The organism is Variovorax paradoxus (assembly GCF_040544635.1).
GTDB classification, from domain to species: domain Bacteria; phylum Pseudomonadota; class Gammaproteobacteria; order Burkholderiales; family Burkholderiaceae_C; genus Variovorax; species Variovorax paradoxus_R.
Window position 1 is genome coordinate 123,162 of sequence record NZ_JBEPKJ010000015.1, and the last position, 13,206, is coordinate 136,367.

A 13,206-nucleotide genomic window follows, 5' to 3' on the forward strand; every position below is an offset into this window, starting at 1 on the left:
CCCTCGGCGCTGCGCTCATTCCACGCTGCAGCACTGCGCGAGCACTTCGCGCACCAGCGCATCAGGCGCGCTGCTGACAGCGGCGGAACCCGGCTTGTCGATGACCACGAAGCGGATCTCGCCGGCTTCGGACTTTTTGTCGACCCGCATCAGTTCAAGGTACCGGTCGGCTCCCAGCGCCGGGCCGACCGTCGGCAGGCCGGCGCGCTCGATCAACCGCGTGAGCCGTTCGACAAACGCCGCGTCGACCCCGCCGAGCCGCTGCGACAGGTGCGCCGCCATGACCATGCCGCAGCCGACCGCTTCGCCATGCAGCCATTCGCCGTAGCCCAGGCCCGATTCGATCGCGTGGCCGAAGGTATGGCCGAAATTGAGAATGGCGCGCAGGCCGGTCTCGCGCTCGTCCTGGCCGACGACCAGCGCCTTGATTTCGCAGCTGCGCTTGACGGCATAGGCCAGCGCGGCCGGATCGCGGGCCACCAGCGCATCGACGTTCGCCTCGATCCAGTCGAAGAACGCCATGTCGTGGATGGGCCCGTACTTGATGACTTCGGCCAGGCCTGCGCTCAGCTCTCGCGGCGGCAGCGTCTGCAAGGTACCCAGGTCGCATACCACGAGCTGCGGCTGATAGAACGCGCCGATCATGTTCTTGCCGAGCGGGTGATTGATGGCAGTCTTGCCTCCCACCGACGAATCGACCTGCGCCAGCAGCGTGGTCGGCACCTGCACGAACGGCACGCCGCGCATGTAGCTGGCGGCGGCGAAACCGGTCATGTCGCCCACCACGCCGCCGCCCAGGGCGAACAGGACGGTTTTTCGGTCGCTGCCGTGCCCGAGCAGCGCGTCGAAGATCAGGTTCAGGGTCTGCAGGTTCTTGTGCGCTTCGCCGTCAGGCAACTCGAGAAGGTGCACGGTGCGGAAACGGCCGGCCAGCGTGGTCCGCAAGGCTTGAGCATAGAGCGGCGCTACCGTGGTGTTGCTGACGATCAGCGCGCTGGCGGCATCAGGCACTGCGGCGAAGCTCGACGGGTCGCCCAGCAGGCCGGCGCCTATCAGGATGGGGTAGCTGCGTTCGCCGAGCTGGATGTCGACGCGTTCTGGCTGTGCGGAGGGTGCGGGCAATGGCATGCAGCGAGTTTAGGCGCTGCGGGCTGGTTGCTCAGGCGGTGGGCTCTTCCGGATGCGCTCCCGGCGCCACGATACCGGCGAGCTCCAGCTGCATGACGATGATGTTCACCAGCATGGCGATCGACGGACGGCCTGTGTCGACCACATCGTGGGCCGTTTCCCTGTAGAACGGGTCGCGCGCATCGTGCAGTTCGCGCAACCGCCCGAGCGGGTCGGCCACCTGCAAAAGGGGCCGCTTGACGTCATGGCGCAAGCGCCGGAACAGGTCTTCAGGGGAGGAGCGCAGGTAGATCACGTGGAAGTGATCCCGCAGCTGCTTGCGGTTGACTTCCCGCAGCACCGCGCCGCCTCCCGTGGCCAGGACACCGTGGGCCTGCGCGGCCAGGTCTGCGATCACCGTCTGCTCGAGGTCCCGGAAGGCCGTTTCGCCTTCCCGCTCGAAGTAATCGCGAATCGAGCAGCCGATGCGCTGCTCGATCACGTGGTCGGTATCGACGAACGGAAGGTTCAGGCGCGCACCCAAGCGCCGGCCCACTGCGGACTTGCCGGCGCCGGGCAACCCGACGAGTGCGACCGCCACGCGGTGGCTGCTACGCCCGCGCGTCAGCGCGCGGCGTTGCGGTCGGTAATCATCTTCGGAGTGATAAAGACGAGCATTTCGGTCTTGTTGGCAACGCGTTCGCGCTTGCGGAACAGTGCCCCGAGGTAGGGCACTTCACCCAGCACCGGCACGCGCGATTCGTCATTGGTTTCGGTGAGTTCGAAGATACCACCGATGACGACCGTGCCGCCGTTCTCGACCAGCACTTCGGTCTGCACGTGCTTGGTATTGATGGCCGGGCCCGCCGAAGTGTTGACGCCGCGGGCGTCCTTGCTCACGTCCAGGGTCAGGATGATGTTGCCTTCAGGCGTGATCTGCGGCGTGACTTCGAGCTTCAGCACCGCCTTGCGGAACGAAATCGAGGTAGCACCGCTGGAGGTTGCCTGCTGGTAGGGAATTTCTTCGCCCTGCTCGATCAGCGCCTTCGTCTGGTCGGCGGTAATGACGCGGGGGCTGGACACCAGCTTGCCCTTGCCGTCGGCTTCGAGCGCCGAGATTTCGAGGTTCAACATGCGCGACAAGCTCGAGTTGAACAGCGAGATCGCGAAGGTACCTGGCGAATTGCCGGTGCCGCCGGCATCGCCTGCGGGCAGGTTGATGAAGTTGGAGTTGGTCCAGGTGGCTGCGGCGGCGCCGACGCCGCCAGTGGTGGTGGTGGGCATGACGCCGAAGGTGCCGTATGCCGGATTGCCGCTGGCCGACGCGACGCGCTCGCGGGAGATACCGCCGCCCAGCCGCACACCCAGCGACTTGCCGAAGGTGTCGGATGCTTCCACGATCCGCGCTTCGATCAGCACCTGGCGAACCGGGATGTCGAGCTTCTGGATCAGGTCGGCCACTTGTGCCAGGCGCGACGGAATGTCCGACACGAACAGCTGGTTGGTGCGCGACTCCGCGATCACGCTGCCGCGCGGGCTCAGGATGCGGGTGGTGGTGCCGGAGCCGCCACCGCCGCCCGACGAAGCGCCGGTTCCGGTCAGGCCTTGGGCAATCGCGATTGCCTTGGTGTAGTTGAGCTGGAACGACTGGGTGCGCACCGGCTCCAGATTCTCGATCGTGGCCTTGGCTTCGAACTCGAGCTTTTCCTTGGCGTTGATTTCATCCTTGGGCGCAATCCACAGCACACTGCCGTTCTTGCGCATGCCGAGGTTCTTCGCCTGCATGATGATGTCGAGGGCCTGGTCCCACGGCACGTCCTTCAGCCGCAGCGTCAGCGCGCCGGTCACCGAATCGGAGGTCACGATGTTGAAGTTCGTGAAGTCGGCAATCACCTGCAGCAGCGAGCGGATCTCGATGTTCTGGAAGTTCAGCGACAGCTTCTCGCCGTTGTAGCCCACGCCTTGCGTCAGCTTGGTCGGGTCGACCTTGCGGGCACGAACCTCGACGACGAACTGGTTTTCGCTCTGGTAGGCGCTGTGCTCCCAGTCACCCTTGGCCTCGATCGTCATGCGAACGCGGTCACCCGACTGTTGCGAGGTAATCAGCTGAACCGGGGTATTGAAGTCGGCCACGTCGAGGCGGCGGCGCAGGCCTTCAGGCAGCGTCGACTTGGTGAATTCCACCACGAGGTTCTTGCCCTGCTGCTTGACATCGACACCCACCTGGTTGTTCGGCAGGTCGACGATCACGCGGCCGGTGTTGTCGGAACCGAGGCGGAAGTCGACGTCGCGCAGCGGCAGCGTGTCGCGGTTGCGGTTCTCGGCAAAGACGGTGGGTGTGGACGATGCCAGCGCCGTGCCGGCCACCGGCTCGAGAATCACCAGCAGCGATTTGCCCTGGATCTCGGCCTTGTAGGCAGTCGCCTGCTTGAGGTTCAGCACCACGCGGCTGCGCTCGCCGGCCTGCACCACGTTGACGGAACGCAGGTTGCCCTGGTTCACCTCGATGGCGGAGCGCCCGATGGCGTTGGTGACGCCCGGGAAATCAAGCGCAATGCGCGCGGGGGTCTGCACGGCAAAGCCGGTCGGCACCGCCGTGAGCGGCTGGGCCAGATCGATACGGATGACCTCGGCGCCGGATTGCGTCGAACTGGTCACCGCTTCGATGGCGTTTTGCGCATACGCCATCGCGAACGCGCCAAATGCCAGCAGACCCAGCCCGGCGGCTCGCAGCCGCTGTGCCATTGTTGATTTTTTCTGATTCATTTCGCACTCTCTTGCAGCTGCAATGTCGCCACGCGTTCGATCCATTCACCGGCGGCGTCTTGCACGATTTCACGCAAGGCGACTTCGGTTTCGTTGATACGGGTAATGCGCCCGTAGTTGAGTCCCAGGTACTCGCCGACACGCACCTTGTAGAGGAGCTTGTCGACACGAACCAGCGCCACCGGCTGGCCGTTGCGGTTCATGCTGCCCACCATGGCCATCGTGTCGAGCGGGAAGGCTTCGAGCGCTTCCTTGCGGCGCGCCAGTTCAGGCGCGATCAGCTCCGATGTGCTGGGCTGATTCGATTCGCGGCGCAGCGCCTGCGTGAGCTTCAACAAATTGAAAGGCTCGAACGCCGACCCTTCGGTGTAGGCCTGGGGCGTGAATTTCTTGGGCTCCGTGATCGGAGGCACCGTGGGCTTGACCTGGGCGCGCTGCTCGACCATCCAGCGGCGCAGGTCTTCCTGCTCCGAATCGGCGCAGGCGCTCAGGCCCGCAGCGGCCGCCACCAGCCACATGAGTTTGGCGATCGTCCTCATTTCTTGGCCTTCGGCGCCGCGGCGCGTTTCTGGGCCGCCCGCTCTTCGTCGTCGAGATAGCGGTAGGTGCGTGCCGTGGCATCCATCGTCAGGGCGCCGTCCTTGTCTTTTTGCGGGGTGATCGTCAGGTTGTTCAGTGTCACGATGCGCGACAGCCCCGCGACGTCGGCGGCAAACGAGCCGATGTCGTGGTACCGGCCAGTCACGCGCACGGCGATCGGCAGTTCCGCGTAGTAGTCCTTGACCGAAACCTGTCCTGGCCGGAACAGCTCGAATTGCAGGCTGCGCCCGAGGCCGGCCTGGTTGATGTCCGACAGCAGCGCATCCATTTCCGCCTTGCTGGGCAGCTGCTTCTCGAGCAGTGTCACGTACTGCTGCACCTGTTCGCGCTGCTTCTTCAGCAGCTCGAGATTGGCGGCGAGCGCGACCTTTTTCTGGTAGTCGGCCCGAAGGGTGACTTCCTTGGCGCGCTCGCTCTCGAGCTCGTCGTTCGAATTGGTGAGCCACACGAACCACAGGCCGACCAGCACCAGTGCGGTCACCGCCAGGCACAAGGCATAGCGGGGCACCGGCGGCCAGCTGGCCGGGTCGTTCGGGTTCAGGTTGCGAAACTGGTCGCCGAAACCGCGCATTGCCGCGGCGACGTCCAACTTTTGAGAGGGGCGATTGCTTGCCATGATCCGTCTACCCCTTGACTGGCGTCGATGCAGCCAGGGCCTTCTCGGCCGCGGCCTTCTGTGCGTCGGTCGGCCGCTTGAGACCGATACGCATCGTGAAGTTCGCCACACGGCGCTGGTCGCGCTGACTCAGGCTCACCGTTGCAGAAGTAATTTCGACCAGCTCCGGCTTGACCAGCCATGGGCTGTTGTTGCCCAGGTTGCGCAGCAGCTCCGACACCCGCTCGTTCGACTGCGCCATGCCTTGCAGCGTGACGGTCTGGTTGTCCTGCTTCATGCTGGTCAGGTAGACGCCGTCGGGCAGTTGCCGAACCAGTTCGTTGAGCAGGTGCACCGGCAGGTTGCGGTCGCCCTGAAGGTCTTCGACCGCCTGCTGGCGTGCCCGCAGGGCCGCAATTTCTGCCTGCAGCGTCGAAATCTCCTTGATTTCGGCGTCGAGCTTGGTGATTTCGGTCTTCAGGAAATTGTTCTTGGCCTGCTGGGCCGAGATTTGCGCCTCGAACCAGAGAAAACCGAGGCCCGCAATCAGGCCGCCAAGGATGGCCGCAGCACCCAGCGTGCCGTAGAACGCCTCGCGCCGCCGCTTGCGCGCGGCTTCGCGATGCGGAAGCAAATTGATGAGAATCACTGCACGAACCTCCGCATGGCCAGACCGCAGGAGGTCAGATAGGAAGGCGCCTCGCGCCGAACCTTCTTCTCACGGATGTTGGGGCCCATCTCCATGCCGTCGAACGGATTCACGAGCGAACAGGCGAACGAAGTCTGGCGCGTCACGGCGCTGGTCAGACTCGGCAGCGAGGCCGAACCGCCGGCGAGCAGCACATAGTCGACACGGTTGTGCGGCGTGCTGGTGAAGAAAAACTGCAATGCACGGGCAATTTCCTGCGCAATGCTTTCCACGAAGGGCTTCAGGACGCTCGAGCCGTAGTCGTCCGGCAGGTCTCCGCTGCGCTTCTTGGCTTCGGCCTCTTCGGCGGAGAAACCGTATTGGCGGACGATGAGTTGGGTCAATTGGGCGCCGCCGAAAGCCTGGTCGCGGTCGTACAGCACTTCCTGGTTGCGCAGCACCTGCATGCTGGTGGTGAAGGCACCTACTTCGAAAAGCGCCACGACGGCATCGACGCCCTTGCCCGGCAGCTGCTCGATCAGGCGAGCGGTCGCGAGGCGGGAGGCGTAAGACTCGACGTCGAGAATCATCGCTTTCAGGCCGGCCGCCTCGGCCAGGCCTTCGCGGTCCTGGACCTTTTCTTTCCGCGACGCGGCAATCAGCACCTCGACATCGCCGGCGGAGGCCGTGCTCTGTCCGGTGACGCAGAAATCGAGGCTGACTTCGTCGAGCGAAAACGGAATGTATTGGTTGGCTTCGGACTCGACCTGAAGCTCGAGTTCCTGCTCGCTCATACCGCCAGGAAGAATGATCTTCTTGGTAATGACCGCCGAGGGGGGAAGCGCCAGCGCCACGTTGCGCGTACGAGTGCCGCTCTTGCGCACCACGCGGCGGACGGCCTCGGCCACTTCATCGAACTTTTCGACGTTGCCGTCTGTGATCCAGCCCCGCTCGAGGGGTTCGATCGCGCAGCGTTCCAGAACCAGCTTGCCGCTGGCCTCACGGCCGAGCTCGACCAGCTTGACACTGGACGAACTGACGTCCAAGCCGAGCATGGGGGCGTTCTGACGACGAAACAATGATCCGAAAGCAGCCAAGTTAGGTCCCTTTACCCCTGCATTTGTAACTAATGGAAATAAGTGCGTTCGGTTGCATGCTAGCAGGAGGCTTACCGGCCACCAAGCAACCGCAGGCTCCAAACGGGAGGACCGTTGTCAAAAGCTGACGTTCAAGCCACATTCAGTAACTTTTGGTTTAGCTCACAACGATGCACCCAAGTTCGGCTCACGACAAGGGGGCGGCTTTTTATAATGTCCGGTGACTCTCCGGGCCCACATGCAAGAAACTTCCCGCCCCAAAGGGCCAGCCAAGACCTCTCCCCCCGCACGCCCAGCCTGGCTGAAATGGTTGCTGCGTTTCATGATTTGGGGATTTGGCATCGCCGCAGCCGGAGTTCTGGCAGTTCTGTGCGTGATCGCAGTGGCATTGGCAGTCGCCTACCCTAATCTGCCGGACATCTCCGAACTGTCGGACTACCGGCCGAAGCTGCCACTGCGGGTCTTCTCGGCCGAAGGCACCCTGATCGGCGAGTTCGGCGAAGAGCGCCGCAACCTCACACCGATCGCAGCCATCCCCAAGCTGGTGAAAGAGGCGGTATTGGCCGCCGAAGACACGCGCTTCTACGACCACGGCGGCGTCGACTACAAGGGCATGGTGCGAGCGGGCCTCGCCAACATGAACCGCGTGAAGAGCCAGGGCGCATCGACCATCACGATGCAGGTGGCCCGAAATGTCTACCTGAGCTCCGAGAAAACACTGACCCGCAAGATCTACGAGGTGCTGCTCACTTTCAAACTGGAGCACCTGCTCACCAAGGACCAGATCTTCGAGATCTACCTGAACCAGATCTATCTGGGTAACCGCGCCTACGGCTTCGCGGCGGCTTCCGAAGCGTATTTCGGCAAACCGCTGCAGGAGCTCTCCATCGCCGAGGCGGCCATGCTCGCCGGATTGCCGAAGGCACCGGGCGCCAACAACCCGGTCAACAATCCGCAGCGGGCGCGCGGACGCCAGTTCTACGTGATCGACCGCATGCAGGACGCCGGCTTCATCACCGCCGAGCAAGCTGCCCAAGCCAAGAAAGAAGAACTGCACCTGCGCGACGCGGCGGACCCGAACCGGTTGCACGCCGAGTACGTGGCCGAAACCGTGCGCCAGCTGATGTATGCGCAATACGGCGACAGCACCTACACCCGTGGCCTGAAGGTGTACACCTCGCTGGTGGCCGCCGACCAGGCCGCCGCTTACAAGGCGCTGCGCAAGGGCATCATGGATTACGAGCGGCGCCAGATCTACCGGGGTCCCGAGAAATTCGTCGACCTCCCCAACGACCCCAGGGATCTCGACGAAGCGGTGGACGACGCACTGACCGATCACCCCGACAACGGCGACGTGATGGCGGCCGTGGTGCTCAAGGCCAGCGCCAAGGAAATTTCGGCCGTGCGCGGCAACGGCGACCCGGTGCAGATCACCGGCGACGGCCTCAAGCCCGCCCAGTCCGGCCTTTCCGACAAGGCACCGCCCAACATCAGGATTCGCCGCGGCGCGGTGATTCGCGTGGTGAAGACGCCCAAGAACACCTGGGAGATCACCCAGTTGCCCGAAGTGGAAGGCGCTTTCGTCGCCATGGACCCGCGCGACGGCGCCATCAAGGCACTGGTGGGCGGCTTCGACTTCGGCAAGAACAAGTTCAACCACGTCACGCAGGCCTGGCGCCAGCCGGGTTCGAGCTTCAAGCCCTTCATCTACTCGGCGGCGCTCGAGAAGGGCTTCACGCCTTCCACGGTGATCAATGACGGCCCGCTCTTCTTCGATGCCGGCACCACCGGCGGCCAGCCCTGGGAGCCCAAGAACTACGGCGGCGGCTACGACGGCCCGATGTCCATGCGCACGGCGCTGATGAAGTCGAAGAACCTGGTGTCGATCCGCATCCTGCAATCCATCGGCACGCGCTACGCGCAGGAATGGATCACCAACTTCGGCTTCGACAAGGACAAGCACCCGGCCTACCTGCCGATGGCGCTTGGCGCGGGTTCGGTCACGCCGATGCAGATGGCAGTGGGCTACTCGGTATTCGCAAACGGCGGCTACCGCGTCAATCCTTATCTCGTGACCCGCATCACCGACCACAAGGACCGGGTGCTGGTCGACAAGCAGCCGCCGCTGCTCAACGAGACGATCCGCGCCATCCCCCAGCGCAACGCATTCATCATGGACACGCTGCTGCAGTCCATCACGCGTGCCGGCACCGCCGCCAAGGCCCAGGCCATGCTCAAGCGGCCCGACCTCTACGGCAAGACCGGCACCACCAACGATTCGCTCGATGCCTGGTTCGCCGGCTTCCAGCCCACGATGACGGCCATCTCCTGGATCGGCTACGACACCCCGCGCAACCTGGGCGATCGCGAAACCGGCGGCGGGCTGAGCCTGCCGATCTGGATCAACTACATGGAAACCGCCATCAAGGGCGTGCCCGTGACCGATCTTTCCACCACGCCGCCCGCAGGCGTCGTGAGCGTCGGCGGCGAGTGGTACTACGACGACTATGCCCCGGGACGCGGTGTCTCCAGCCTCGGCGTGGACACCCCTTCCGCGCCACCCGCGGAGTCCCTGAGCGGTGTGCCGGTGAGCCCGCCCCCACCGCCCGAGGAACGCAATCGCATCCTCGACCTCTTCAGGAATTGAGGGTGAAGAGAGTCAGGCGGCCGCAAACTCCAGCGGCTGCCCGGCTTGCAGGCTCGCCTCGCGCGACAGGTTTCCGAAGAATTCTTCGCCCGTCTTGGTGTCGACCCAGGCTTTGCCGTCGAACCGGTAGTGATAGCCGCCGGAGCGGGCGGCCAGCCAGATTTCCTGCAGCGGCTTCTGCAGGTTCACGATCAACTGACTGCCATTCCTGAATGAAATCGTGATCATCCCGCCCACGCGCTGGTTGTCGATGTCGGCATCGGTCGCATCGTTGATGCGATCACAACCTTGCTCGATGGCGGCGAGCGCGGCTTCGGCGCGGTCCATGTATTCGGAGTCGGTCATTACAATTTCGTTATGTTGAATGTTCGTCAAATTCTAGTGAGCGCTCCCAGCCGCGCTGCGCTCATGGTCTGCCTCGCTGCTGCAGCGGGCGGCTTGGTCGCTTGCGGGCAGCGCGGGCCGCTCTATCTTCCGACCGATCCGGCGGCCGCGCAGCGTGCCACCTTGCCGCAGTTGCTCACGCCGGGTGGGCCCCGCGCCTCCGACGCCGAAGCAGCACCCAAGCCCGCTGCGGCCAGCAGTGCACCGGCTGCAGGCAACAGCGCCACCAGCCCCGGAGTGCCGAAGTGACGAACGCCCTCCTCCCCGGCCACCCGCATGTCGCGCATCGCGACGACGCGCTCCATGTCGAAGGCCTGAGCCTGGATGCACTGGCCCGCGAGCACGGCACCCCCTTGTTCGTTTATTCGAAGCAATGGATGCTGGACGCGCTGGCCGCCTACCAGCGCGGCTTCGAAGGCCGCGAGGCCTTGATCTGCTATGCGATGAAGGCGAATTCCTCGCTCGGCGTTCTGCGCGTGTTCGCCGAAGCCGGCTGCGGCTTCGACATTGTTTCGGGCGGCGAACTGGCGCGCGTGCTGGCGGTGGGCGCCGATCCGGCCAAGATCATCTTCTCGGGCGTGGGCAAGACCCGCGCCGAAATGCGGCAGGCGCTCGCGGCCGGCATTGCCTGCTTCAACGTGGAGAGCGAAGCCGAGCTCGACGTGCTCAACGAAGTGGCGCTGGCCGAGGGGCGCCGCGCGCCCATCAGCATCCGCATCAATCCCAACGTCGATCCCAAGACGCACCCCTACATCTCCACCGGGCTCAAGGGCAACAAGTTCGGCATTGCACACGACCGGGCCGTGGAGGCCTATCGCCACGCCGCCAGGTTGCCGGGGCTCGAGGTGGTGGGCATCGACTGCCACATCGGCTCGCAGATCACAGAAGCTTCGCCCTACCTGGATGCCTGCGACCGGATACTCGACCTGGTCGAGGCCATCGAGGCGGCGGGCGTGCCGATCCATCACCTGGACTTCGGCGGTGGCCTGGGCATCGACTACAACGGCGAAGTGCCGCCCAAGGCCGATGCGCTCTGGCAACAGTTGCTCGCGCGGCTCGACGCTCGCGGCTTCGGGCGGCGCAAGCTCGTCATCGAGCCGGGTCGTTCGCTGGTCGGCAACGCCGGCGTGTGCGTGACCGAGGTGCTGTACACCAAGCCGGGCGAAGACAAGAATTTCTGCATCGTCGATGCGGCGATGAATGACCTGCCCCGCCCCGCGATGTACCAGGCGTTCCAGAAGATCGTGCCGCTGCGGATCCGAGCCGGCAACGCGCCGATTTATGACGTGGTCGGCCCGGTCTGCGAAAGCGGCGACTGGATCGGCCGCGACCGCGCGCTCAACGTGGTGGCCGGCGATCTGCTCGCAGTGCTGTCGGCGGGCGCCTATTGCATGAGCATGGCCAGCAACTACAACACGCGCGGCCGGGCCGCCGAAGTGCTGGTGAGCGGCCAGAGCGCCACGCTCATCCGCCGCCGCGAGACGATGGAAGACCAGCTGCGCAGCGAGCGGATCGAGGGCTGATCCGCGTCGTCGCGCGTCGTGTGTTGCGCGTTGGTCGACGAGTAGGTCAGCCTGCGCTGCTGCGCAGCGACTTCTCGCCGCTGCTGCCGCGCACGCCTGCGGTCGGCTTCGACTTGCGCTTGCTCGCGTAGTGCCACACCCGCCACCCGAGCAGCACCGCGACGATCGCCGCATAGACGAACACTTCGGCGAAGTTGTTCTTGCCCGCGCGCATCCAGAAGAAGTGCAGCAACCCAAGGCCAGCGATCAGGTAGACCAGCCTGTGCAGCATTTGCCAGCGCTTTGCGCCCAGCGCCTTGATCGCGCGGTTGAACGAGGTCGCAGCCAACGGCGTGAGCAGCACGAAAGCCGAGAACCCCACCAGGATGAACGGCCGCTTGGCAATGTCCTTGGCGATGTCGGCCCACTCGAAGCCCATGTCGAACCAGCTGTAGCACAGCAAGTGCACCACCACATAGAAATACGCAAACAGCCCCAGCATGCGGCGAAAGCGCGCAAGCGCATTGGCCTTGGCGATCACGCGCAGCGGCGTCACCGCCAGCACGATGCAGATGAAGCGCAAGGTCCAGTCGCCCGTGGCGCGGATCAGGAACTCGGCCGGATTCGCGCCCAGCCCGTCCGTGAACGCACCGTAGGTCAGCCACGCGAACGGCAGCAGGCACAGCAGGAAGATCACCGGCTTGGCCGCCGGATGCATGAGCAGCTTGTTCATGGCGCAAAGGCTGGGTTGCGAGGCAGGGTCGGGCTCAATAGTTCTTCTTCAGGTCCATGCCCGCATAGAGCTGGCCGACCTGGGCTTCGTAGCCGTTGAACATCAACGTCTTGTTGCGCTTGGCGAAGAGCCCGCCGCCGTCGCCGATGCGGCGCTCGGTGGCCTGGCTCCAGCGCGGATGGTCGACATTCGGATTGACATTCGAATAGAAGCCGTATTCCTGTGCCGCGGCCTTGTTCCAGGCCGTGCTCGGCTCTTTCTCGACAAAGCGGATCTTGACGATCGACTTGGCCGACTTGAAGCCGTATTTCCACGGCACCACGATGCGCACCGGCGCGCCGTTCTGGTTGGGCAGCACTTCACCGTACATGCCGAAAGCCAGCAGCGTGAGCGGATGCATGGCCTCGTCCATCCGCAAGCCTTCGGTGTAGGGCCATTCGAGCACCCGCGAACCCACGAAGGGCATGGTCTTGGGATCGGCCAGGGTCACGAACTCCACGTACTTGGCATTGCCCTGCGGCTCGACCTTCTTGATGAGCTCGGCCAGCGAGTAGCCCACCCACGGAATGACCATCGACCAGCCCTCGACGCAGCGCAGGCGGTAAATGCGCTCTTCCTGCGCGCTGAGCTTCAGCAGGTCTTCGATGCCGTACTTGCCGGGCTTCTTGACCAGGCCCTCGACCTCCACGGTCCACGGGCGGGTCTTGAGCGTGCCGGCGTTCTTGACCGGGTCGCCCTTGTCGGTGCCGAATTCGTAGAAGTTGTTGTAGCTCGTCGCGTCCTTGTAGTCGGTGAGCTTTTCCATCGTTTGCGCGCCCGGCACGGCGGACTTGGCGCCCGGAAGCAGCGCCAGCTTGTGCGGGCCGGTCGCCTGGGCGAAGGCTTCGCGTGCGGCAAAGCTCGCCAGCGCAGCACCGGCCGCGCCGCCGGCCATCAGTTTCAGCAGGTCGCGCCGGCCCTCGTAGACGGCGCGCGGCGTGATCTCGCTCGAGAGCGGATGAATGAAACCGCTGCTTCGACCCTGCGGGCGGGATTGGAACGACATGGTGATGGCCTTTCGCGTGAATCGTTGTGCTCAGGGTAGTTCGTGCAATTCCCTGATTCGGTTACGCGCAATCGCTGCGCGTGGTTTCAATTCTTCGCGAAA

Annotated in this window: 13 protein-coding genes; 3 read left to right on the top strand and 10 right to left on the bottom strand. The window is 64.4% G+C overall.

Annotated features, from left to right (window positions below):
- Positions 1-15: 15 nt before the first annotated feature.
- Genes aroB through ABIC94_RS23440 form a run of 7 tightly spaced genes read right to left on the bottom strand, consistent with a single transcriptional unit; the run spans position 16 to position 6,793 of the window.
- On the bottom strand, positions 16-1,128 hold the full coding sequence (gene aroB, locus ABIC94_RS23410; protein ID WP_354375370.1) for a 3-dehydroquinate synthase: 1,113 nt from the start codon (positions 1,126-1,128) through the stop codon (positions 16-18).
- 31 nt (positions 1,129-1,159) lie between these two features.
- Positions 1,160-1,708, bottom strand: coding sequence for a shikimate kinase (locus ABIC94_RS23415; RefSeq protein WP_354375371.1), 549 nt, complete (start codon positions 1,706-1,708; stop codon positions 1,160-1,162).
- A 23-nt stretch (positions 1,709-1,731) separates the two neighbouring features.
- Positions 1,732-3,873 carry a type IV pilus secretin PilQ gene (pilQ, locus tag ABIC94_RS23420; protein ID WP_354375372.1) on the bottom strand — a complete coding sequence of 714 codons (2,142 nt, stop codon included), beginning with the start codon at positions 3,871-3,873 and terminating at the stop codon, positions 1,732-1,734.
- Positions 3,870-4,412, bottom strand: coding sequence for a pilus assembly protein PilP (locus tag ABIC94_RS23425; protein ID WP_354375373.1), 543 nt, complete (start codon positions 4,410-4,412; stop codon positions 3,870-3,872). Before ABIC94_RS23425 ends, pilQ begins: the two co-directional genes overlap by 4 nt.
- On the bottom strand, positions 4,409-5,089 hold the full coding sequence (locus tag ABIC94_RS23430) for a type 4a pilus biogenesis protein PilO (protein WP_354375374.1): 681 nt from the start codon (positions 5,087-5,089) through the stop codon (positions 4,409-4,411). Before ABIC94_RS23430 ends, ABIC94_RS23425 begins: the two co-directional genes overlap by 4 nt.
- Before the next feature lie 7 nt (positions 5,090-5,096).
- Positions 5,097-5,717, bottom strand: coding sequence for a PilN domain-containing protein (locus tag ABIC94_RS23435; protein ID WP_354375375.1), 621 nt, complete (start codon positions 5,715-5,717; stop codon positions 5,097-5,099).
- Positions 5,714-6,793 (bottom strand): pilus assembly protein PilM, encoded by a 1,080-nt coding sequence (locus ABIC94_RS23440; protein ID WP_354375376.1) that lies wholly within the window; start codon positions 6,791-6,793, stop codon positions 5,714-5,716. Before ABIC94_RS23440 ends, ABIC94_RS23435 begins: the two co-directional genes overlap by 4 nt.
- Before the next feature lie 238 nt (positions 6,794-7,031).
- Here ABIC94_RS23440 and ABIC94_RS23445 point away from each other — a divergent pair, with 238 nt between their 5' ends.
- Positions 7,032-9,440, top strand: coding sequence for a penicillin-binding protein 1A (locus ABIC94_RS23445; RefSeq protein ID WP_354375378.1), 2,409 nt, complete (start codon positions 7,032-7,034; stop codon positions 9,438-9,440).
- A gap of 12 nt (positions 9,441-9,452) precedes the next feature.
- On the opposite strand, the gene cyaY is transcribed toward ABIC94_RS23445, so the two are convergent.
- Positions 9,453-9,785: an iron donor protein CyaY gene (gene cyaY / locus ABIC94_RS23450; protein WP_307702537.1), complete on the bottom strand. Its 333-nt coding sequence runs from the start codon at positions 9,783-9,785 to the stop codon at positions 9,453-9,455.
- A gap of 36 nt (positions 9,786-9,821) precedes the next feature.
- Between cyaY and lptM the strand changes: the two genes are divergently transcribed.
- Entirely contained in the window at positions 9,822-10,073 is a 252-nt protein-coding gene (gene lptM, locus ABIC94_RS23455) for an LPS translocon maturation chaperone LptM (protein WP_436318087.1), read from the top strand.
- Positions 10,070-11,347: a diaminopimelate decarboxylase gene (gene lysA / locus ABIC94_RS23460; protein ID WP_354375381.1), complete on the top strand. Its 1,278-nt coding sequence runs from the start codon at positions 10,070-10,072 to the stop codon at positions 11,345-11,347. The genes lptM and lysA overlap by 4 nt, the downstream gene beginning before the upstream one ends.
- A 46-nt stretch (positions 11,348-11,393) precedes the next feature.
- Here lysA and ABIC94_RS23465 read toward each other — a convergent pair whose 3' ends face one another.
- Complete coding sequence (locus ABIC94_RS23465; RefSeq protein WP_354375382.1) at positions 11,394-12,059, bottom strand: sulfite oxidase heme-binding subunit YedZ; 666 nt, start codon at positions 12,057-12,059, stop codon at positions 11,394-11,396.
- Positions 12,060-12,093: 34 nt separating this feature from the next.
- Positions 12,094-13,104 (bottom strand): protein-methionine-sulfoxide reductase catalytic subunit MsrP, encoded by a 1,011-nt coding sequence (gene msrP / locus ABIC94_RS23470; protein ID WP_354375383.1) that lies wholly within the window; start codon positions 13,102-13,104, stop codon positions 12,094-12,096.
- Between the last annotated feature and the right edge of the window lie 102 nt (positions 13,105-13,206).

What these genes read in the sequence shown, in the direction of transcription:
- aroB (WP_354375370.1), bottom strand. Translation starts at nt 1,128, where the DNA reads ATGCCATTGCCCGCACCCTCCGCACAGCCAGAACGCGTCGACATCCAG.
- pilQ (WP_354375372.1), bottom strand. Translation starts at nt 3,873, where the DNA reads ATGAATCAGAAAAAATCAACAATGGCACAGCGGCTGCGAGCCGCCGGG.
- ABIC94_RS23425 (WP_354375373.1), bottom strand. Translation starts at nt 4,412, where the DNA reads ATGAGGACGATCGCCAAACTCATGTGGCTGGTGGCGGCCGCTGCGGGC.
- ABIC94_RS23430 (WP_354375374.1), bottom strand. Translation starts at nt 5,089, where the DNA reads ATGGCAAGCAATCGCCCCTCTCAAAAGTTGGACGTCGCCGCGGCAATG.
- ABIC94_RS23445 (WP_354375378.1), top strand. Translation starts at nt 7,032, where the DNA reads ATGCAAGAAACTTCCCGCCCCAAAGGGCCAGCCAAGACCTCTCCCCCC.
- cyaY (WP_307702537.1), bottom strand. Translation starts at nt 9,785, where the DNA reads ATGACCGACTCCGAATACATGGACCGCGCCGAAGCCGCGCTCGCCGCC.
- ABIC94_RS23465 (WP_354375382.1), bottom strand. Translation starts at nt 12,059, where the DNA reads ATGAACAAGCTGCTCATGCATCCGGCGGCCAAGCCGGTGATCTTCCTG.
- msrP (WP_354375383.1), bottom strand. Translation starts at nt 13,104, where the DNA reads ATGTCGTTCCAATCCCGCCCGCAGGGTCGAAGCAGCGGTTTCATTCAT.